Genomic DNA, 19,050 nt, shown 5'->3' with positions numbered 1-19,050 from the left:
TGACGAACTCAAAATCCTCCCCACATGGGCGCGCCGCATACCAGAGCAAGAATTTCAAAGGTGTGCAGCTGAGCACTTCAAGGCCAAGAGATTCAAATTCGTCGAAGCGACCAATCAAATAAAAAGAGCCGCAATCCTGACGGAAGCGGCTCCCAGATCGCGCTATTAGGCATCATCTAGCCATCACGCGATACATAAGTGCGAGGCCGGCCCGAACGATAAGGTAGTCTGGGAAGTAGCTTTTCTGTGCCGTTCCCTTCCCAATAAGAAATCTTCGGACATTTCTTTTGGTGAAGATGTTCTCCTTAGGAATTTCAAAGCCATACGGTGCCTCCGCCGTCAAAAGCGGGTAGATGAGTTTTTGCTCGACGTCGCTCTCGTTTAGCAGTTCGGCAATCTGGGGCTTTACGAAGGCATGCTTTCCGCTCCTGCGAGCGCTTTCGATATTTAGAACACCGTCGCGGAGTGCTGTCACTCGAGCCGAGAATTCTGTGGCGGCTCTATGTTAGATTCTTTCGCAGGTCGGGCTTAGGCCGTTGGACGAATTCTGGTGGGCGGTCACGGATTCGAACCGCGGACCCTCTCGGTGTAAACGAGATGCTCTAACCAGCTGAGCTAACCGCCCTCGCCGCCTGTTTAGCCTTAGGGGCCCCGGAGGGGCAAGAGCCGATCCGATGACGGCGCCTCAATCCTGCGGCCTCCCCGGCAGCAGCGGCACCGCGTCGATCCATACCGCAGCCGACTGGCACCAGATCTGCCGCGCGGGCCGCAATTTGTCGCGCTGGCGGATCGAGCCCCAGCGGATGCCCCAATCGTCGGCCTGGTCACCCTCGCCGCTGGTGAACAGCGGGGAACCGCAATCGGCGCAGAAGTGCTGGAAGCGCATCCGACCGTTGTCGCCTCGCTTGCCGTAGATCTTGGGCGTGCCGGCGGTCAGCTTAACGTCGGCAGCGGTGCAGATCGCGGTAACCCGGAACGGCGATCCGCTCAGGGTCTGGCAGTCGCGGCAATGGCAGACCGATACCATCTCAGGGTCGATCTCGGCTTCAAAGGTGATCTGCCCACAATGACAGTGACCGTCGACCTGCATCGCATCCCCTTCCTCAAAACAAAAACGGCGCCCGAAGGCGCCGTTTTATCATCTTTTCGAATTGCGAGCTCAGTGAGCGGTCAGGCCGCCGGCGGCTTCGTCGCCGTCCGGCTTCACCGTCACCTTGGTGTCCTCTTCCCACACGATCGGCACCGGCTTCTTCACCAGCGCCTTGGCGACGACGTCGTCGAGACGGGAGACCGGGATGATCTCCATGCCGCCCTTGATCGCATCGGAAATCTCCGTGAGATCCTTGGCGTTGTCCTCGGGGATCAGCACCGTCTTGATGCCGCCGCGGGCAGCGGCGAGCAGCTTCTCCTTCAGACCGCCGATCGGCAGCACGCGGCCGCGCAGCGTGATCTCGCCGGTCATCGCAACATCATGGCGGACCGGAATGCCGGTCATAACCGAGATGATCGCGGTGGCCATCGCCACGCCCGCCGACGGACCGTCCTTCGGCGTCGCGCCTTCCGGCACGTGCACGTGGATGTCGCGGCGGTCGAATAGCGGCGGCTCGATGCCATAGACGATCGCGCGCGAGCGGACATAGGACGCCGCCGCCGAGATCGATTCCTTCATCACGTCGCGCAGGTTGCCCGTGACCGTCATCTTGCCCTTGCCGGGCATCATGACGCCTTCGATCGTCAGCAATTCGCCGCCGACGTCGGTCCAGGCCAGGCCGGTGACGATGCCGACCTGCGGCTCGCTTTCGATCTCGCCGTAGCGGTACTTCGGCACGCCGAGCAACTCTTCCAGCGTCTTCTCGGTGACCTTGACCGACTTCTTCTTGGAGATCATCAGCTCCTTCACCGCCTTGCGGGCGAGTGTGGACAGCTCGCGCTCCAGATTACGCACGCCCGCTTCGCGGGTGTAGCGGCGGATCAGCAACAGCAGCGCGTCGTCGTCGATCGAGAACTCCTTGGAGTCCAGACCGTGCTTGGACACCGCATTCGGGATCAGGTGCTTGCGCGCGATCTCGACCTTCTCGTTCTCGGTGTAGCCCGCGATCCGGATGATCTCCATGCGGTCCATCAGCGGGCCCGGAATATTGAGCGTATTCGCGGTCGTGATGAACATCACGTTGGACAGATCGTAGTCGACCTCGAGATAGTGGTCGTTGAAGGTCGCATTCTGTTCGGGGTCGAGGACCTCGAGCAGAGCGGAGGACGGATCGCCTCGGAAATCGGCGCCCATCTTGTCGATCTCGTCCAGCAGGAACAGCGGATTGGACGACTTCGCCTTGCGCATCGACTGGATGATCTTGCCCGGCATCGAGCCGATATAGGTGCGGCGATGACCGCGGATCTCGGCCTCGTCGCGCACGCCGCCGAGCGAGACGCGCACGAATTCCCGCCCCGTCGCCTTCGCGATCGACTTGCCGAGCGAGGTCTTGCCGACGCCGGGAGGCCCGACGAGGCACAAGATTGGCCCGGTCAGCTTGTTGGCACGCGACTGCACCGCGAGATACTCGACGATGCGTTCCTTGACCTTCTCGAGCCCGTAGTGATCGGCATCCAGAACCGCCTGCGCGGCTTCCAGATCCTTTTTCACCTTGGACTTCTTGTTCCACGGAATCGACAACAGCCAATCCAGATAGTTGCGCACGACGGTCGCTTCCGCCGACATCGGCGACATCTGGCGCAGCTTCTTCAGCTCATGCTGCGCCTTCTCGCGCGCCTCCTTGGAGAGCTTGGTCTTGGAGATCTTCTCTTCGAGATCGGCGAGCTCGTCGCGACCGTCGTCGTCGCCGAGTTCCTTCTGGATCGCCTTCATCTGCTCGTTGAGATAATACTCGCGCTGGGTCTTCTCCATCTGGCGCTTGACGCGCGAGCGGATGCGCTTCTCGACCTGCAGCACCGAGATCTCGCTCTCCATCAGGCCCAGCACCTTCTCCAGGCGCGTGGTGACGGACAGCGTCTCCAGGATGCCCTGGCGATCCGCGATCTTGACAGCGAGATGCGAGGCAACCGTGTCGGCGAGCTTGGCGAAATCGGTGATCGCCTGCACGACGCCGACGACCTCGGCCGAGATCTTCTTGTTGAGCTTCACATAGCTCTCGAAGTCGGACACGACCGAACGCGACAGCGCTTCCGCCTCGACCGACTTCGCATCGGTGTCGGCGAGCGCCACGGCGGTGGCTTCGTAATAGTCGGCGCGATCGGTGTATTTCTGCACGCGCGCACGCTCGAGCCCTTCGACCAGCACCTTCACGGTGCCGTCGGGAAGCTTCAAGAGCTGCAGCACGCTGGCAAGCGTCCCGGTCTCGTAAATGGCATCGGGCGCCGGATCATCGTCGGACGCGTTCTTCTGCGTCGCGAGCATGATCAGTGCGTCGTTCTTCATCACCTCCTCGAGCGCGCGGATTGACTTCTCGCGACCGACGAAGAGCGGAACGATCATGTGCGGGAAGACGACGATATCGCGCAGCGGCAACACGGGATAAGCGTGCGTCTCGCCATGAACGATGGTTGGCCGGGGTTTGGGATTAGTCATGGCCTTTTCCTTTTGCTTTGCCCCCTCGCACGCAGTCCGCTTCTCTCATGCGCAACCCCACAAGGTGCCGAGGTGATCCACAAACCGGTCTACCTTGCGAAGGTTGGACCGGGCTTGCCGGATCGGAACTGAGGCGAATCTTGAAGAGAATTCTCGCTCGCCGCCGACATTAGGTGGCTATCGACCCGGGGGGTGTCAAGTCATTGAAAAACGCGCGCCATCAGGCGCTTACGCACAGGGTAAGCGACGCAACACCGGCTGCGGAGGACATCCGCAGCCGCTACTTTCAAGGACGTTTGGAGCGTTCCAGCGCCGCAAAATCAGGCGCTGGCGTTCTCGACGGCACGATCGGACCGATCGGCGTAGATGTAGAGCGGACGCGCCGTTCCTTCCACCACTTCGCGGGAAATCACGACTTCTTCCACACCTTCGAGGCCCGGCAGGTCGAACATGGTCTCGAGCAGGATCGCCTCGAGGATCGAACGCAGACCACGCGCGCCGGTCTTGCGCTCGATCGCCCTGCGGGCGACCGCGCCGAGCGCCTCGTCGGCGAAGGTCAGCTCGATGTTCTCCATCTCGAACAGCCGCTGGTACTGTTTCACCAGCGCGTTCTTCGGCTCGGTCAGGATTTTCTTCAGCGAAGCCTCGTCCAGGTCCTCGAGCGTCGCCACAACCGGCAGGCGGCCGACGAACTCGGGGATGAGGCCGTACTTCAGGAGATCCTCAGGCTCGACGTGACGGAAGATCTCGCCGGTGCGGCGATCTTCCGGCGCCATCACCTGGGCGGCGAAACCGATCGAGGTCGACCGACCGCGCGCCGAGATGATCTTCTCGAGGCCGGCGAACGCACCGCCGCAGATGAACAGGATGTTGGTAGTGTCCACCTGCAGGAATTCCTGCTGCGGATGTTTGCGGCCGCCCTGCGGCGGGACCGAAGCCACGGTGCCTTCCATGATCTTCAGCAACGCCTGCTGCACGCCCTCGCCCGACACGTCGCGCGTGATCGAGGGATTGTCTGACTTGCGGCTGATCTTGTCGATTTCGTCGATGTAGACGATGCCGCGCTGGGCGCGCTCGACATTGTAGTCGGCGGCCTGGAGCAGCTTCAGGATGATGTTCTCGACGTCCTCACCGACATAGCCGGCTTCGGTCAGCGTGGTCGCATCCGCCATCGTGAACGGTACGTCCAGGATGCGGGCGAGCGTCTGCGCGAGCAGCGTCTTGCCCGAACCGGTCGGACCGATCAGCAGGATGTTCGACTTCGCGAGCTCGACGTCGTTGTGCTTGGTCTGATGGTTGAGGCGCTTGTAGTGGTTGTGCACCGCGACCGACAGGACCTTCTTCGCATGGCTCTGGCCGATGACGTAGTCGTCGAGAACCTTGCAGATTTCCTTCGGTGTCGGAATCCCGTCGCGCGACTTCACCAGCGAGGACTTGTTCTCCTCGCGGATGATGTCCATGCAGAGCTCGACGCACTCGTCGCAAATGAAGACCGTGGGACCCGCGATCAACTTGCGGACTTCGTGCTGGCTCTTGCCGCAGAACGAGCAATATAGCGTGTTCTTGGAGTCGCTCGTGCCGACCTTACTCATTCATGTCTCCGTCCGCGGTTCGATCCGTCCGCTCGATCGTCCCATCCCGATACGTTCGCGGGTAAGGGACTTAAATAGAGCAAATTCCGTACCAAAAAAGACCCTACGCGTTACATCCCCGTGCGAATCACGGCCTCTCGATTCTCCGCGATCATAGCCGATCAAGCGTAGCCAACCATGCTGTCACCCGACTATCAAGAATTCGCTAATCGGGGGGCCGCTGGCTACCCGTGACAATACCGTGATTTCACCCCTTCGCACGGGCGAAGTGACCGAAATCACCCCGGCGTTGCTGGATTGCCACGAAAAACAAGCACGAAAGCGGAACTTTCTGCCTGCCGCAGGGCGCAAAACTCGTCTTTTTGCGCCTCGCGAAGGACGCCGTTAACGTCAACGTCGCCCTGACGATCCCGAGGAATTCCAGGAGGAATCCCAGGGATCGATGTTGCAACCCCGGTCGCGTTACTGCGGCTTCGCCGCCGGCTCCTCGGCGCGCTTGTCGATGACCCGATCGACCAGACCGAATTCCTTGGCGTCGTTGGCCGTCAGGAACTTGTCGCGCTCCAGCGCGTCCTCAATCGACTTGTAGGTCTGTCCGGTGTGCTTCACGTAGATCTCGTTGAGCCGCTTCTTCAGGTTCAGGATTTCCTGGGCGTGCAGCATGATGTCGGTGGCCTGGCCCTGGAAACCGCCGGAGGGCTGATGCACCATGATGCGCGCGTTCGGCAGCGAGAAGCGCATGTCCTTTTCGCCGGCGGCGAGCAGCAGCGAACCCATCGACGCAGCCTGTCCCGTGCACAGGGTCGAGACCGGCGGACGGATGAACTGCATGGTGTCGTAGATCGCAAGGCCCGACGTGACCACGCCGCCGGGCGAGTTGATGTACATCGAGATTTCCTTCTTCGGATTTTCCGCTTCAAGGAACAGCAGCTGCGCGACGACCAGCGTCGACATGCCGTCCTCGACCGGCCCGGTCAGAAAGATGATGCGCTCCTTCAGAAGGCGCGAGAAAATGTCGTAGGCGCGCTCGCCACGGTTGGTCTGCTCGACCACCATGGGCACGAGGTTCATGTAGGTTTCAACCGGATCGCGCATGAGTCACCTAGGGTTTTTAGAGGCGGACATCGCCAGTCTTGGCTAGCCAGTTGGGCTGGATTTGCCGGAAGGCCGATGGACGTCCCGTGATGCAGGAAGTAGGTAGAGGTAGAACGCGTAGGTACCGACAGATATAGCCCAATTCGCGCCAGACAAGTGCGGAGCGAATTAAGGCTTAATCCGCTGAGCCCTTTGCGGCACTTGAAGCTGATTCTCGCGAAGAGGCCCAGCCGGCCATCTGGCTAGCTGGGCCTCTTCGCCCGTCATCGTTAATGGGAAGCTTTCTTAAAGCCTTCAGGCCGCGGTCTTTTCCGCCTCGTCGTCCTTGTAGAGGTCCTCGCGCGACACCTTCTTCTCGGTCACCTTGGCGAGTTCGAGGATGAAATCGACGACCTTGTCCTCGTAGATCGGTGCACGAAGCTGGGCCAGCGCCTGGGCATTGTTGCGATAATAGTCCCAGACTTCCTTCTCGCGGCCGGGCATCGAGCGGGCGCGCTCGATCACGGCGCGGCCGACCTCGTCGTCGGTCACGGTGATCTTGTTCTTCTCGCCGATCTCGGAGAGCACGAGGCCGAGACGCACGCGGCGGTCGGCGATCTTGCGGTACTCCTCCTTGGCGGCGTCTTCAGTGGTGTCCTCGTCGGCAAAGGTCTTGCCGGCGGAGTCCATCTCCGCCTTGACCGAGTTCCACATCAGATTGAACTCCTCGTCGACCAGCGAGGGCGGTGCTTCGAAGCGATGCGCCTCGTCGAGACGATCGAGCAGCGCGCGCTTGACGCGCTGGCGCGTGGCACCGGCGTACTCGGCAACCAGCCGCTCGCGCGCAGCCTCCTTCAGCTTGTCCAGCGATTCCAGGCCGAGCGTCTTGGCGAACTCGTCGTCGATGGTGAGATCCTGCGGCGCCTCGATCAGCGTCGCGGTGGTCTCGAACTCGGCCGGCTGGCCGGCGAGCTTCTCGCTCATGTAGTTCTTGGGGAACGACACTTTCAGCGTGCGCGTCTCGTTCGCGCCGATGCCGATGAGCTGCTCCTCGAACCCGGGAATGAAGGTGTTGGAGCCGATCGCGACCTGGATGCCCTCGCCGGCGCCGCCCTCGAAGGCTTCGCCGTTGATGGTGCCCTTGAAGTTGATGGTGACGCGGTCGCCGGAGGCAGCCTTTTCGCCCTCGGCCTTGGCGGCATAGCCGCGGTTGGTGTCGGCGATGCGCTTGATCGCCTCGTCGACATCCGAATCGGACACGTCGGCGACGGGCTTCTCGACCTGGAAGGTCTTGAAGTCGGCAAGCGCGATGGCGGGCACCACCTCGATCGCGACCGTGTAGGTCAGGTCCGACTTGCCGTTGAGCAGCTCCTCGACCTCGGCCTGCTCGGTCGGCATGGTGATCTTCGGCTCGGTCGCGAGCTTGAAGCCGCGCTCGGAGAACAACTGGGTGTTGGTGTCGCGGATGGTCTGGTCGATGGTCTCGGCCATCACCGAACGGCCATAGACCTTCTTCAGGTGGTTGACCGGCACCTTGCCGGGACGAAAGCCGTTGAGGCGGACCTTGTCCTTGAGGTCAACGAGCTTCGCGCCAGCCTTGGCGTCGAGATCAGACGCGGGAACGCTGATCTTGAACTCGTGCTTCAATCCTTCCGAGAGGGTTTCTGTGACCTGCATGGCGTCCAATCTTCTTCTCGTTCGGTCCCGGCACGCTCGCGCGTCGGGACGCTGTCATCAATCGGTCCGGCGCGCGAGGCCAAACGCCCCCTGCGCCGGTGGGTTCAATCAGAGCCAGATCCGTACGGAAAACATCCGCAAGGAGCCGGCTCTTCGGTAATCCGTGCAAACGCTGAAAGCGCTTGGTGCGGGCGGAGGGACTCGAACCCCCACAACTTTCGTCACTGGAACCTAAATCCAGCGCGTCTACCAGTTCCGCCACGCCCGCGTAAATTTGCATCAAGACCGGCCGCGATGCCGCGGGCGGCGGGCTTATAGCATGTGCCCGCCTGTTCGCAGCAAAAAAATGGCCTGATGGAGGCAGGCTTCAAGTAGGCACGACGGCTGGACTTATCCAGCGCGGCGTGGTCCGGATCGGACCATGAAACCGCGGATTTTCGACCCTAATCGGCGTGAGGTTTTGGCCGCACTTGGCGCCTCACTGAGGACCTCCGCGGCCGGGTTGATGGCCGGCGGCGCGGGCCCGCTGATGACCGCACAGGTCCTCCTTCAGGCCCGGCCGGCAACACTGGTTCTGCGACCGGCTCAGCCAATTACACCGGTCTGGGAGCTGGTCGCCGCAAGCCATATCGGGAACGTCCGTTTCAAGCGCGGCGACCGCTGCGAAGTGGTGTTTCGAAACGACCTGCCCGTTCCGCTTGCGCCAGTCTGGTACGGCCTCACTGGCGCGGCCTTCCCAGATCCGCTGCGGGGACGCGCACCCGTCGCCCCGGACTCGACTGAAACATCAATTATTTCAATACCAAACGCGGGAACTTTGCTGGCCGACTTCCGCCTCTTCGAAGACCGCCTGAGAGAGCCCGCGCGCCCGCTCCCGATCATCGCGACCGAGACACCTCCGGTCGCGGTCGATCGTGACGAGGTTCTCCTGATCGAGGAATGGCGCCTGAGGCCGGACGGCACCGCGCTTCCGCCCGGCCGGGACCCGACTGGGACAGCACCGCTCTACACGATTAACGGGGAGACTTCATTCGAACTCTCAGCCACCGCCGGCGAGCGGCTCCGGCTGCGCTTCATCAATGGCTCGCAACGTTCTGTTCTGGCGATCAAATTAGAGGATCACGCGGTCCAGGTGATGGCCCTCGACGGACAGCCGGCCGAGCCGTTCCCGGCGCGCAACGGCGCTCTGGTGCTGGCCCCCGGCGCGCGCGCCGACGCCTTTGTGGAAGCGGCCACATCGGCCGCACTCGTGCTGCATGACGGCAAGAAGGCGTGTCCGGTCGGGCGTCTCGTGGTCTCCGGGAAGCTGGAGCGGCGCACGCCGCTACCGGCGCCACAGCCGCTGCCTCCGAACGGCCTTCCCGAAAAACTCGACCTGAAAGGTGCCCTGCGGTTCGATGTCGCGCTTGACGCGAGGGACGCCGGTTGGACCCGGTCCGCCAATTTCTCCACCGTCTCCGCCCCGGCCTTCCGCGCCAAGACCGGCCGGACCGTCGTGCTGGCCCTGAAGAACCCCGCCACCGTCACTACAGTCTTCCACCTGCACGGCCATCACTTCCGCCTGCTCGACCGGCTCGACGACGGCTGGAAACCCTACTGGCTCGATACGCTCGCCATCGAACCCGGCCAGACCCAGCGCATCGCCTTCGCCGCGACCTCGGCGGGGCGATGGTTGATCGAATCCGTCGTGACGGATTGGGCCGCGCCGCGGCTGGTCAGGTGGTACGGGGTGGAATGAGGCGCGCCGACTAAGCGTGCGGCTTGGCCGTGAGTTCGATACCGAGCGCCCTCATCACGGCTATCGTGGTTTTAAGCGTCGGATTGCCGTTGGTGCTGAACGAGCGATAGAGCTGCTCGCGGGAAAGACCTGTCTCCTTGGCGATCAGCGTCATCCCCTTCGCTCGGGCCACGACGCCAAGCGCGTGCGCGATATAGGCGGCATCCTCGGTCTTGAAGGCTTCTTCCATGAACACAGCAATGGCCTCGTTGGACTGAAGGTCCTCGGCCGGATCGTAATTCGTCAGCTTCTCGCCCATCTCAATTGCTCCACATCTCGGCAAGACGGTTGGCTGCCTTGATGTCTTTCGCCTGCGTGCTCTTGTCGCCACCGCACAGCAAGACGATGATCGTGTTGCCCTGCTTCTGAAAGTAGATGCGATAGCCAGGACCGTGATGGATCCGCAGTTCGCTTATTCCATTGCCCACGGGCTCGACATCGCCTGGGTGTCCTTGAGCCAACCGATCCGATCGCGATGCAATCAGCGCTCGGGCACGCTCATCATGGAGACGCGATCGCCACTTCCGAAACGTTTCGGTCTGCTTGATCTCAACCACATGTAGTTTGTAGACTACAATTGATCACGAATCAAGTGGTCCGCGCGTCCAGACGTACCGGGCGTCGGGCTCCCCTTCCTCGTTCCGCGCTCCGTCAGTTTCCTCAGCCAGTGTGAACCCGCGCGCTTCATAGAATTGCCGCGCAGGCGCATTGCGCTGGAAGGTCCAGAGCTCCAACCGTTCGCAGACGCCTTTGGCGACGTTGAGAAGGTCGGTGCCGACGTTACGGCGCTGGGTTACCGGAAGCACATGGAGCTGCTCGAGCCAGCCGTCACGGAAGGCGATGATGCCGTTGAGCACATCCTCATCGAAATGTCCCCACACATGGCAGGTTGCAAAGATACGGTCGCGATAAAACCAGCGATCCTCGTCCGGCGTGTGCAGCCCGACGAGCCACGGCATTGCATGGTCAAACGCGATTCGGTGGACCTGCGCCGCCGCGCTCATGTCGGCGAGCGCGAGCAGCCTGAGCATCAGTACTCGATCCCGAGCGCGTTATAGATCCGCCGGTGCACGGCCGGCAGCGTCTCCGTCAGGTCCTCCGCGATCAGCCCGGGCCCTGCCTCGCTGCCCGACTCGCCGTGCATCCACACGCCGATGCTGGCGGCTTGGAATGCCGGCACGCCTTGCGCCAGGAGCCCTGCGATGATGCCGGCGAGCACGTCGCCGGCGCCGGCGGTGGCAAGCCAGGGCGGCGCGTTGGCGGCGATGGTGGCGCGGCCGTCGGGCGCGGCGATCGTGGTGTCCGGGCCCTTCAAGAGCACGACGGCGCCGGAGCGCTCGGCGGCGGCACGCACGCGCTCGAGCTTCGAGCGTCCCGGATATTTGTTGCTGAGGTCGGAGAATAGCCGCGGAAACTCGCCTTCATGCGGCGTCAGCACGACCCGCGCATCGGGCGAGGACTTGATCGTTTCAAACAGCCGCTCGGGATTTGCGGCAAAGCTCGTCAGCGCATCCGCGTCGAGCACGACGTGGCGCTGCGCTGTGACCGCGGTGTGAACGATATCGCAGGTGCGATCGCCCACGCCGGCGCCGGGACCGATCATGCAGGTATTGTAGCGCTTGTCGCCGAGGAGCTCGGCGAACTCGACGACGGTGTCGACGGGACGAACCATCACGGCCGTGAGCGCGGCCGCATTGATCGCGAGCGCATCGCGCGGGGTCGCCAGCGTCACCAGGCCCGCGCCGGCGCGCAACGCGCCGCGGGCGGCAAGTCGCGCAGCACCGGTCGCGGCCGCATCGCCGGAGACCGCCAGCACATGGCCTCGCGCGTATTTATGGCCGTCGATGCGCGGCACCGGAAAGGCATCGCCCCAGAAATCCGGATCGTTCTCGAAGGTCTGCGGCGCGATCTCGTCGAGCACCTGTGCGTCGATGCCGATGTCGGCGACGCGCACATGGCCGCAATGCATGCGGCCGGGCAGCAAGAGATGCGCCGGCTTCTTGCGGAAGAAGGTGACGGTTTCGGTGGCGTTGACTGCGATGCCGAGCACCGCCGCACTGGTGCCGTTGATGCCGCTCGGCAGGTCGACGGCCAGCACCGTGGCACCATTCGCATTGATCGCCTCGATCATCGCGCGCGCCTCGCCGTCGACGGAACGGCTAAGGCCCGCACCGAAGAGCGCATCGATGATCAGCGCAGGCCTTCCGATCGCCTGCGGATTGAACGGCAGCACCGGGTGCTTCCAGCCGCGCGCGGCGGAGGCCGCGTCGCCCTGAAGCTGGTCGCGCTCGCACATCAGGATCACCGAGACCTCGCGGCCCTGGGCGGCGAGCTCGGCGGCTGCGACAAAACCATCACCGCCATTGTTGCCGGGCCCGGCCACGATCAGAATCGGCCCCTCCTCCACCAGCGCGTTGGCGGCCTCCGCGACCGCCTGGCCCGCGCTCAGCATCAGCTTGAAACCGGGCGTGCCGGCCGCGATCGAGAGCTGGTCGGCCCGCTGCATTTCAGCGTTGGTCAGAACTTCCATGCCACTTCCCTGGTACAAACGCCTTTTCAAGAGGCATTTCCTGTGCCGTTCCGAAACACGAAACCTTGGTCTGCACAGCGATTGAACTGTTTGCCTATTCCGTAGTCTTCGCTATTTTGAGCAATCGGCTCCACCTATCAGAGATGCTCGTTAAAAGGCTGATAACGCTCCAATAATCAGGGCATTTGCAACTTGGCATAGACCCTGCTTTCGAGGAAGCCGCTTCGGTTCGTCGTGCTCGCTGGCATTATCAGGGTGTGGCCGGCCGTTGCCGGACCGGTCAGGGGTCGCGGCATGACGAAGACAAGATCGTGCGTGAGATAAGCGCATCCTGACGTAGACGTTGCTATTTGATCGAAAGGCCGGGAGGCGCGCAGTGAAGAAAATCGAAGCCATCATCAAGCCGTTCAAGCTCGACGAGGTGAAGGAAGCGCTTCAGGAAGTCGGCCTGCAGGGCATCACCGTGACCGAGGCCAAGGGTTTTGGTCGCCAGAAGGGTCATGCCGAGCTCTACCGCGGCGCAGAATACATTGTCGACTTCCTGCCCAAAGTGAAGATCGAGATCGTGATCGGCGACGACCTGGTCGAGCGTGCGATCGACGCGATCCGTCGCGCCGCGCAAACCGGGCGCATCGGCGACGGCAAGATTTTCGTCTCCAATATCGAAGAGGCGATCCGCATCCGAACCGGTGAATCCGGGCTGGACGCTATCTGAGCCGGGTGCTATCCCGCATTTTGCGACACTCTGACAAGAAATAAGGCTGCTTCGGCGGCCTGATTTCGTTTATGCGGTCGCGCAAAACTCGCCGAAAGCGAGAATAATTTTGCTCATCTGGAAACCGACCCGCAGAGCCAAAAGGGGTATGCATGAAGACCGCCAAAGACGTCCTGAAATCGATCAAGGACAACGACGTCAAATACGTCGACCTGCGCTTCACCGATCCGCGCGGCAAGTGGCAGCACGTGACGTTCGACGTCAGCATGATCGACGATGACATTTTCGCCGAAGGGACGATGTTCGACGGCTCCTCGATCGCCGGCTGGAAGGCGATCAACGAGTCCGACATGTGCCTGATGCCCGATCCGGTGACCGCGACGATCGACCCGTTCTTCGCCGAGACCACCATGGTCATCACCTGCGACGTGCTTGAGCCGACCACTGGCGAGCCCTACAACCGCGACCCCCGCGGCATCGCCAAGAAGGCGGAAGCCATGGTGAAGTCGATGGGCGTGGGCGACACCGTGTTCGTCGGCCCCGAAGCCGAGTTCTTCGTGTTCGACGACGTGCGCTACTCTTCCGGCCCCTACAACACCGGCTTCCGGCTCGACTCATCGGAGCTGCCGAGCAACACCGACACCGAATACGAAGGCGGCAATCTCGGCCACCGCATCCGCACCAAGGGCGGCTACTTCCCCGTGCCGCCGCAGGATTCGGTGCAGGACATGCGCTCGGAAATGCTCGGCGCCATGGCCAAGATGGGCGTCAAGGTCGAGAAGCATCACCACGAAGTCGCTTCCGCCCAGCACGAGCTCGGCATGAAGTTCGATACGCTCACCCTGATGGCCGACCATCTGCAGATCTACAAATACTGCATCCATCAGGTCGCGCATATCTACGGCAAGACTGCCACCTTCATGCCAAAGCCGGTCTATGGCGACAACGGTTCTGGCATGCACGTGCATCAGTCGATCTGGAAGGACGGCAAGCCGGTGTTCGCCGGCAACAAATACGCCGACCTGTCGGAGACCTGCCTCCACTACATCGGCGGCATCATCAAGCACGCCAAGGCGATCAACGCCTTTACCAACCCGTCGACCAACTCCTACAAGCGTCTGGTCCCGGGCTATGAGGCGCCCGTGCTGCTCGCCTATTCCGCGCGCAACCGCTCGGCCTCCTGCCGCATCCCCTACACCGCTTCGCCGAAGGCCAAGCGCGTCGAGGTGCGCTTCCCCGATCCGCTCGCCAATCCCTATCTCGGCTTCGCCGCGATGCTGATGGCCGGCCTCGACGGCATCAAGAACAAGATCGATCCGGGTCCGGCGATGGACAAGGACCTCTACGATCTGCCGAAGGAAGAGCTGAAGCAGATCCCGACCGTGTGCGGCAGCTTGCGCGAGGCGCTCGAAAACCTCGACAAGGACCGCGCCTTCCTCAAGGCCGGCGGCGTGTTCGACGACGATTTCATCGACGCCTATATCGAGCTGAAGATGACCGAAGTCGCCCGCTTCGAAATGACCCCGCACCCGGTCGAGTTCGACATGTACTATTCGGGCTGATCGGCTCGAATCTTATGCGACAAGCAAAAGGCGCTCCAAGAGGAGCGCCTTTTCGTTTTGGGCCAGTGCCGTAGGGCGGATTAGCCGAAGGCGTAATCCGCCAATCCTGCAAGGTCACGCGCGCTCGCCAAAGTCGCCGCCCACCTTGCTGCTGTCTCCAGCCCAATCTTCAGGGAATATTCCGGCCCGTACATCCCTGTGAAAAGACGAACACGGCCAATCCCGAACACGGGTGACATGTCCATGCTTCATGGGATTGATGTGACAATAGTCGACATGCCGCGCATAATCAGTCTCATCTCGGATGAGGTGCTCCCAAAACCGATGTTGCCAGATGCCGCGCTCGCCACGCGCAGCTTGAACGGCACTCAGTCGCTCATTCTTCGGCAGCGCCTTCGCAAAACGAGACTTTATTAGACGCCACCGCACGGAGAAATCGGCGTCCTCTGCTGGCAACGTCCAGACTGCATGGAGATGATCCGGCAGAACGACGAATGCATCGATCGCAAAAGGACAGTCCCGCCGCGTTGCGGCGACGGCCTCCCGCAGGATGGTGATATGGTCAGTGAGCAGCGTTTGCCGTCGATCGAGCAAATTGACCGTGAAGAACCAGCAACCGCCGGGAAGAAGCGCGCGACGGTAATTGGGCATTCGAGCAGTCTAGCATAAGAGGCGGATTACGCCTTCGGCTAATCCGCCCTACGGTCCCATGTCCCGCAATCACGTCGCATCCCGCCGCGGCATGAAATGATCGAGCAGGCCCGTTGGCAGCGGGAAGACGACGGTCGACGACCGTTCGCCCGCGATGTCGTGCAGCGCCGCGAAGTAACGCAGCTGCATCGCCTGCGGCTCCTGCGCGAGAATCCGGCCGGCCTCGACGAGCTTTTCGGCGGCCTGCTGCTCGCCCATTGCATTGATCACCTTGGCGCGCCGCAACCGTTCGGCCTCGGCCTGCTTGGCGATCGCGCGCACCATGGTCTCGTTGAGATCGACGTCCTTGATCTCGATCGAGGTGACCTTGATGCCCCAGACATCGGACTGCTTGTCGAGGATCTCCTGGATGTCGGCGTTCAGCCTGTCGCGTTCGCCGAGCATCTCGTCGAGTTCGTGCTTGCCGAGCACCGAGCGCAGTGTGGTTTGGGCGAGCTGGCTGGTCGCGGCCATGTAGTCGCCGACCTTGATGATGGCGCGCTCGGGATCGACAATGCGGAAGTAGAGAACGGCATTGACCTTGACCGAGACGTTGTCGCGGGAAATCACGTCCTGCGGCGGCACGACCTGCACCATCACCCGGAGATCGACCTTGACGAGCTGCTGTGCGACCGGGATCAGGACGACGAGGCCTGGCCCCTTCACTCCGGTAAAGCGGCCGAGCGTGAAAATCACGCCGCGCTCGTATTCCCTGAGGATGCGAACGGCCTGGGCGAGAAACAGGATGACGATCAGCGCAAGCGCCGCATAGATCGAATATTCAATCATCAGAGTTGACCTCCCTCGCCGCGCGCGGAATTCGGGCGCCGGACCACCAGCGTCAGATCGACGATATTGGCGACCTCGACGGTCTCTCCCGGCCCGAAGGTCTCCGCGCCGCGCGCCCGCCAGCGTTCGCCATGTGTAAAGACGTGACCTTCGGTCTCGTTCCAGTCGAGGACTTCGGCGGACAGGCCGCGCATGGCTTGCGCGCCGACCCATGCCGGACTGCTGCGGGCGCGCCGAAGCGCGCCCAGCACGACAAGAATAAAGCCCGTGAACATCGCCGCGACGACGGCGATGGCCGACCATGACAGCCGGTATCCCGGCGCTTCGACCCGCACCAGCATGAGCGCTCCCAGCACGAAGGCGATGACGCCACCGAGACCGATCACGACGGTCGGATTGAACGCCTCGATGGCAAGGAGCGTGATCCCGACCAGCATCAAGCCAAGGCCGGCATAGTTGATCGGCAGCAGGTTGAGGGCATAGAAGCCGAGCAGCAGGCAGATCGTTCCGACCACGCCTGGGGCAACGGCGCCAGGGGACACGAATTCGAAGATCAAGCCATAGATGCCGACCATCAGGAGGACAAACGCGACGTTGGGATCGGTGATCACTGCAAGGAATTGCGAGATCCATCCGGGATCGACGGCTTCGACGACGGCATCCTTCGTTGCCAAACGCAGCGTCTTGCCGCCTGCGACCTCCACCACGCGCCCATCGATTTGGCTGAGCAATTCGGCCGGATCGCGCGCGACGAAGTCGATGACGTTGGCCTGCAACGCGCCATTGGCGGACAGGGTAGCGGCTTCACGCACCGCCTTCTCGGCCCAATCGGCGTTGCGGCCGCGCAGTTCGGCGAGGCTGCGGATGAAGGCGACGGCATCATTTGTCACCTTGGCCGTCATTGCGTCCTTCGGCTCATCCTTCTTGTCTCTGCCGTCCTTGTCGGGGGTGCCGCTCGGCAGGCCCGGGAACGAACCGCCGATCTGCACCGGCGTCGCGGCACCGATATTGGTGCCAGGCGCCATCGCCGCGATATGGGTCGCATAGAGGATATAGGTCCCGGCGCTCGCCGCATGGGCGCCGGCGGGCGCGACGTAGCCAACGACAGGAACGGACGAGCCAAGCACATCCGCGATGATCTCGCGCATGCTCGAGTTGAGACCGCCGGGCGTGTTCATTCTCAGGATCACGACCTCGGCGCGCCGCGCGGCTGCCGTGGCCAAGGCGCTCTTCGCGTAGCTCGCCGACGCCGGTCCGATGGCTCCGTCGATCGTGACAGTAAGTGCAAGGCGGCCGTTCTCCTCCGCCGCACCGGGAAGGAGGCAGAGAGCAAGGGCGACGACGCCGATCGCCGCTATGAGGGCCGCTTTCATGATCCACACGGCAAGGGCTCCCTTACCAAACATAGGTGGTCGGTTCGCGAACCTCAATGCAGCAGCGTGCGTGGCCACCGCTGCAATTGTGCGATGCAATGGATGAGATCGAAGTGCATCCGCCGCGCCGTCAGCTGCACCGTCGCACCGTAGAGATTTACGTCGGGCTTCGGGGCCGTCGATTTTCGTTCTGCGTCTGACTCCATTTCGTTCTCAAGGAACGAATCGGAATCGTGAAAATCGGTGCACGCCAATCCTTGCTGATTGGTTTATCCTGCCCAGGATATCGCGAGCGTAATTCGTAAATGGGTGGAGCGACTTGTCGGCCGCACCTCGAAGAGCGAAGGCGGATGCGAACCCGCCATGCACGATCGTCTTCACTTGTCCGGAAAATTCACCCCGATCTCCGTCACGAGCCGAACCGCGCTTGGCGGTGTCGACGCTGAAGGCAACCTCAATTCGTCGATCCGCCGCCGTCGCGAAGAAGCATGAGGCCCTTGTACCTCCCGCGCTCCGCACCCGGCATCACGGCCTGCTTGCGTAGCGCTGCTTCAGGCTCCGTTCCGTATCGTCTGATGACACCGGCGAAGCGCAGGTGATCGGGCCCTCCAGCCGCGACGTGGCTTGAGCGAATGCGGGAGAGCAAGCAGGAGAATGACCGCAACAGTCAGGCTGCGCATCACTGATCGCAACAAGCCCCGGCAAAGCCGGGGTTTCAAGCCAGGACAGCCTTGATGGTCAGTACTTCGCAACCACCGGAGCAGCGCCGAACCTGTAATTGACGCCGACTCTCACCAGGTCGAGGTTGGAGTCGTTCATCGACTGGTTAAAGCGCTGCACGACAACAGGAGGACCAACAAAACCGGGCCCACTATTCTGAGTCAGGAAGCTGTTGTTATCCTGTAGCCAGATATGGAGGTACTCGAGCTTCACACTCCAATTGCCATTGAACGCATATTCAACACCGGCACCCGCCGCAGCGCCGACGGAAGTCTTGCTCGCCGAACCAACGTGGCAATCACCAAGACCGTTGCGAGGATCCACCACACACGCATCGCCGGGGAAAGCCCAGGTCTGCGTACGCGAGAATCGCGTATTTGCAACGGCAAGGCCGCCCGTCACGTACCACAAGGCGCGATTAGCCGTGTAGCCGACGCGCCCACGGAACGTCGCGAACCAATCATGGTGGATCTGGTCAAAGTCCTGAGCGCTGTTCGGAGCTATCGTAAAGAGGGCACTCGTGCGATTTTGATTCAAGGACATTCCCTGAATGTCGGCCTCGACGCCAAACACCCACGCTGTCGAATGCTGCCAATTATAGCCGACCTGGATGCCGCCAAATCCGCCGCTGCCGTTCGCCCCTCCGGTGCCTGCAAGCGCAGCCAATGTCTGCGCGGAGGCCACCGCAGCGCCATCAAAGAAGTTGCTGGAGACGTTGTTGTGCCCCCAGATCCCGCCGCCGTTGGCACCGATGTAGAAGCCGGTCCAGTTGAAGATGGGTGCAGGCGCCGCCGGAAGCGCTTTGACGGGCATATCCGCCGCGCTTGCCGGACTGAGGTTTCCAATCAGGATGGCCGACGCAATTGCCCAACCAAAACGCGCTTTCATGACAATCTCCCCAAGGACCGACACGATGCTGTGAACCCACGTTAATCGGACTCAACTGCTAATCGCATGCAAAACGACCT

Annotated in this window: 18 protein-coding genes and 2 tRNA genes; 3 read left to right on the top strand and 17 right to left on the bottom strand. The window is 62.2% G+C overall.

Going from position 1 to position 19,050, the window contains the following annotated elements; translation table 11 throughout:
- Positions 1–172: 172 nt before the first annotated feature.
- From JJE66_RS17615 to JJE66_RS17580, 8 genes are all read right to left on the bottom strand, one after another.
- Positions 173–475, bottom strand: a complete 303-nt coding sequence (locus JJE66_RS17615) for a hypothetical protein (protein WP_200515578.1) — start codon at positions 473–475, stop codon at positions 173–175.
- Positions 476–548: 73 nt separating this feature from the next.
- Positions 549–625, bottom strand: a tRNA-Val gene (locus tag JJE66_RS17610).
- A gap of 60 nt (positions 626–685) precedes the next feature.
- Positions 686–1,090 (bottom strand): GFA family protein, encoded by a 405-nt coding sequence (locus JJE66_RS17605; RefSeq protein WP_200515577.1) that lies wholly within the window; start codon positions 1,088–1,090, stop codon positions 686–688.
- Positions 1,091–1,159: 69 nt separating this feature from the next.
- Entirely contained in the window at positions 1,160–3,583 is a 2,424-nt protein-coding gene (gene lon, locus JJE66_RS17600) for an endopeptidase La (protein ID WP_200515576.1), read from the bottom strand.
- 320 nt (positions 3,584–3,903) lie between these two features.
- Positions 3,904–5,175: an ATP-dependent Clp protease ATP-binding subunit ClpX gene (clpX, locus tag JJE66_RS17595; protein WP_200515575.1), complete on the bottom strand. Its 1,272-nt coding sequence runs from the start codon at positions 5,173–5,175 to the stop codon at positions 3,904–3,906.
- Between the two features lie 462 nt (positions 5,176–5,637).
- Positions 5,638–6,270, bottom strand: coding sequence for an ATP-dependent Clp protease proteolytic subunit (locus JJE66_RS17590; RefSeq protein ID WP_200515574.1), 633 nt, complete (start codon positions 6,268–6,270; stop codon positions 5,638–5,640).
- A 294-nt stretch (positions 6,271–6,564) separates the two neighbouring features.
- Positions 6,565–7,926 carry a trigger factor gene (tig, locus tag JJE66_RS17585; protein ID WP_200515573.1) on the bottom strand — a complete coding sequence of 454 codons (1,362 nt, stop codon included), beginning with the start codon at positions 7,924–7,926 and terminating at the stop codon, positions 6,565–6,567.
- A 183-nt stretch (positions 7,927–8,109) separates the two neighbouring features.
- A tRNA-Leu gene (locus JJE66_RS17580) sits at positions 8,110–8,194 on the bottom strand.
- Between the two features lie 153 nt (positions 8,195–8,347).
- Here JJE66_RS17580 and JJE66_RS17575 point away from each other — a divergent pair.
- Positions 8,348–9,664 carry a multicopper oxidase family protein gene (locus tag JJE66_RS17575; RefSeq protein ID WP_200515572.1) on the top strand — a complete coding sequence of 439 codons (1,317 nt, stop codon included), beginning with the start codon at positions 8,348–8,350 and terminating at the stop codon, positions 9,662–9,664.
- 10 nt (positions 9,665–9,674) lie between these two features.
- On the opposite strand, the gene JJE66_RS17570 is transcribed toward JJE66_RS17575, so the two are convergent.
- From JJE66_RS17570 to JJE66_RS17555, 4 genes are read right to left on the bottom strand one after another with little or no spacing between them, the layout of a single operon-like run.
- Positions 9,675–9,962: an addiction module antidote protein gene (locus tag JJE66_RS17570; RefSeq protein WP_200515571.1), complete on the bottom strand. Its 288-nt coding sequence runs from the start codon at positions 9,960–9,962 to the stop codon at positions 9,675–9,677.
- 1 nt (position 9,963) lies between these two features.
- Complete coding sequence (locus tag JJE66_RS17565; protein WP_200515570.1) at positions 9,964–10,260, bottom strand: type II toxin-antitoxin system RelE/ParE family toxin; 297 nt, start codon at positions 10,258–10,260, stop codon at positions 9,964–9,966.
- A gap of 24 nt (positions 10,261–10,284) precedes the next feature.
- Positions 10,285–10,734 carry a GNAT family N-acetyltransferase gene (locus tag JJE66_RS17560; protein ID WP_200515569.1) on the bottom strand — a complete coding sequence of 150 codons (450 nt, stop codon included), beginning with the start codon at positions 10,732–10,734 and terminating at the stop codon, positions 10,285–10,287.
- Complete coding sequence (locus JJE66_RS17555) at positions 10,734–12,233, bottom strand: NAD(P)H-hydrate dehydratase (protein WP_200515568.1); 1,500 nt, start codon at positions 12,231–12,233, stop codon at positions 10,734–10,736. Before JJE66_RS17555 ends, JJE66_RS17560 begins: the two co-directional genes overlap by 1 nt.
- A gap of 376 nt (positions 12,234–12,609) precedes the next feature.
- On the opposite strand from JJE66_RS17555, the gene JJE66_RS17550 reads away from it, so the two are divergent.
- Together JJE66_RS17550 and glnA are read left to right on the top strand one after the other, a co-directional pair.
- Positions 12,610–12,948 carry a P-II family nitrogen regulator gene (locus JJE66_RS17550; protein ID WP_007603495.1) on the top strand — a complete coding sequence of 113 codons (339 nt, stop codon included), beginning with the start codon at positions 12,610–12,612 and terminating at the stop codon, positions 12,946–12,948.
- 152 nt (positions 12,949–13,100) lie between these two features.
- Entirely contained in the window at positions 13,101–14,510 is a 1,410-nt protein-coding gene (gene glnA / locus JJE66_RS17545; protein ID WP_200515567.1) for a type I glutamate--ammonia ligase, read from the top strand.
- Between the two features lie 114 nt (positions 14,511–14,624).
- Here glnA and JJE66_RS17540 read toward each other — a convergent pair whose 3' ends face one another.
- The 5 genes from JJE66_RS17540 to JJE66_RS17520 form a co-directional block, all read right to left on the bottom strand.
- The gene (locus JJE66_RS17540; protein WP_200515566.1) at positions 14,625–15,161 is read right to left on the bottom strand and encodes an REP-associated tyrosine transposase; all 537 of its coding nucleotides are present in this window, start codon (positions 15,159–15,161) and stop codon (positions 14,625–14,627) included.
- Between the two features lie 69 nt (positions 15,162–15,230).
- A complete protein-coding gene (locus JJE66_RS17535) occupies positions 15,231–15,992 on the bottom strand; it encodes a slipin family protein (RefSeq protein ID WP_200518537.1) in 762 nt (253 codons plus the stop codon).
- On the bottom strand, positions 15,989–17,362 hold the full coding sequence (locus tag JJE66_RS17530) for a nodulation protein NfeD (RefSeq protein ID WP_246756605.1): 1,374 nt from the start codon (positions 17,360–17,362) through the stop codon (positions 15,989–15,991). Before JJE66_RS17530 ends, JJE66_RS17535 begins: the two co-directional genes overlap by 4 nt.
- 53 nt (positions 17,363–17,415) lie before the next feature.
- The gene (locus tag JJE66_RS17525) at positions 17,416–17,568 is read right to left on the bottom strand and encodes a hypothetical protein (RefSeq protein WP_200515564.1); all 153 of its coding nucleotides are present in this window, start codon (positions 17,566–17,568) and stop codon (positions 17,416–17,418) included.
- A 532-nt stretch (positions 17,569–18,100) separates the two neighbouring features.
- Positions 18,101–18,970: an outer membrane protein gene (locus JJE66_RS17520; protein ID WP_200515563.1), complete on the bottom strand. Its 870-nt coding sequence runs from the start codon at positions 18,968–18,970 to the stop codon at positions 18,101–18,103.
- Positions 18,971–19,050 lie beyond the last annotated feature (80 nt).

This window comes from Bradyrhizobium diazoefficiens (genome assembly GCF_016612535.1).
In the GTDB taxonomy this organism is placed as follows: Bacteria; Pseudomonadota; Alphaproteobacteria; order Rhizobiales; family Xanthobacteraceae; genus Bradyrhizobium; species Bradyrhizobium diazoefficiens_C.
Note: the sequence above shows the minus strand (reverse complement) of the source record. Positions and strands in the feature narration are given on the sequence as shown.

Bases quoted from the DNA above. Each gene is read 5' to 3' on its own strand.
- JJE66_RS17605 (WP_200515577.1), bottom strand. From the start codon at position 1,090: ATGCAGGTCGACGGTCACTGTCATTGTGGGCAGATCACCTTTGAAGCC.
- lon (WP_200515576.1), bottom strand. From the start codon at position 3,583: ATGACTAATCCCAAACCCCGGCCAACCATCGTTCATGGCGAGACGCAC.
- clpX (WP_200515575.1), bottom strand. From the start codon at position 5,175: ATGAGTAAGGTCGGCACGAGCGACTCCAAGAACACGCTATATTGCTCG.
- JJE66_RS17590 (WP_200515574.1), bottom strand. From the start codon at position 6,270: ATGCGCGATCCGGTTGAAACCTACATGAACCTCGTGCCCATGGTGGTC.
- tig (WP_200515573.1), bottom strand. From the start codon at position 7,926: ATGCAGGTCACAGAAACCCTCTCGGAAGGATTGAAGCACGAGTTCAAG.
- JJE66_RS17575 (WP_200515572.1), top strand. From the start codon at position 8,348: ATGAAACCGCGGATTTTCGACCCTAATCGGCGTGAGGTTTTGGCCGCA.
- JJE66_RS17570 (WP_200515571.1), bottom strand. From the start codon at position 9,962: ATGGGCGAGAAGCTGACGAATTACGATCCGGCCGAGGACCTTCAGTCC.
- JJE66_RS17560 (WP_200515569.1), bottom strand. From the start codon at position 10,734: ATGCTCAGGCTGCTCGCGCTCGCCGACATGAGCGCGGCGGCGCAGGTC.
- JJE66_RS17555 (WP_200515568.1), bottom strand. From the start codon at position 12,233: ATGGAAGTTCTGACCAACGCTGAAATGCAGCGGGCCGACCAGCTCTCG.
- glnA (WP_200515567.1), top strand. From the start codon at position 13,101: ATGAAGACCGCCAAAGACGTCCTGAAATCGATCAAGGACAACGACGTC.
- JJE66_RS17540 (WP_200515566.1), bottom strand. From the start codon at position 15,161: ATGCCCAATTACCGTCGCGCGCTTCTTCCCGGCGGTTGCTGGTTCTTC.
- JJE66_RS17530 (WP_246756605.1), bottom strand. From the start codon at position 17,362: ATGAAAGCGGCCCTCATAGCGGCGATCGGCGTCGTCGCCCTTGCTCTC.
- JJE66_RS17525 (WP_200515564.1), bottom strand. From the start codon at position 17,568: ATGGAGTCAGACGCAGAACGAAAATCGACGGCCCCGAAGCCCGACGTA.
- JJE66_RS17520 (WP_200515563.1), bottom strand. From the start codon at position 18,970: ATGAAAGCGCGTTTTGGTTGGGCAATTGCGTCGGCCATCCTGATTGGA.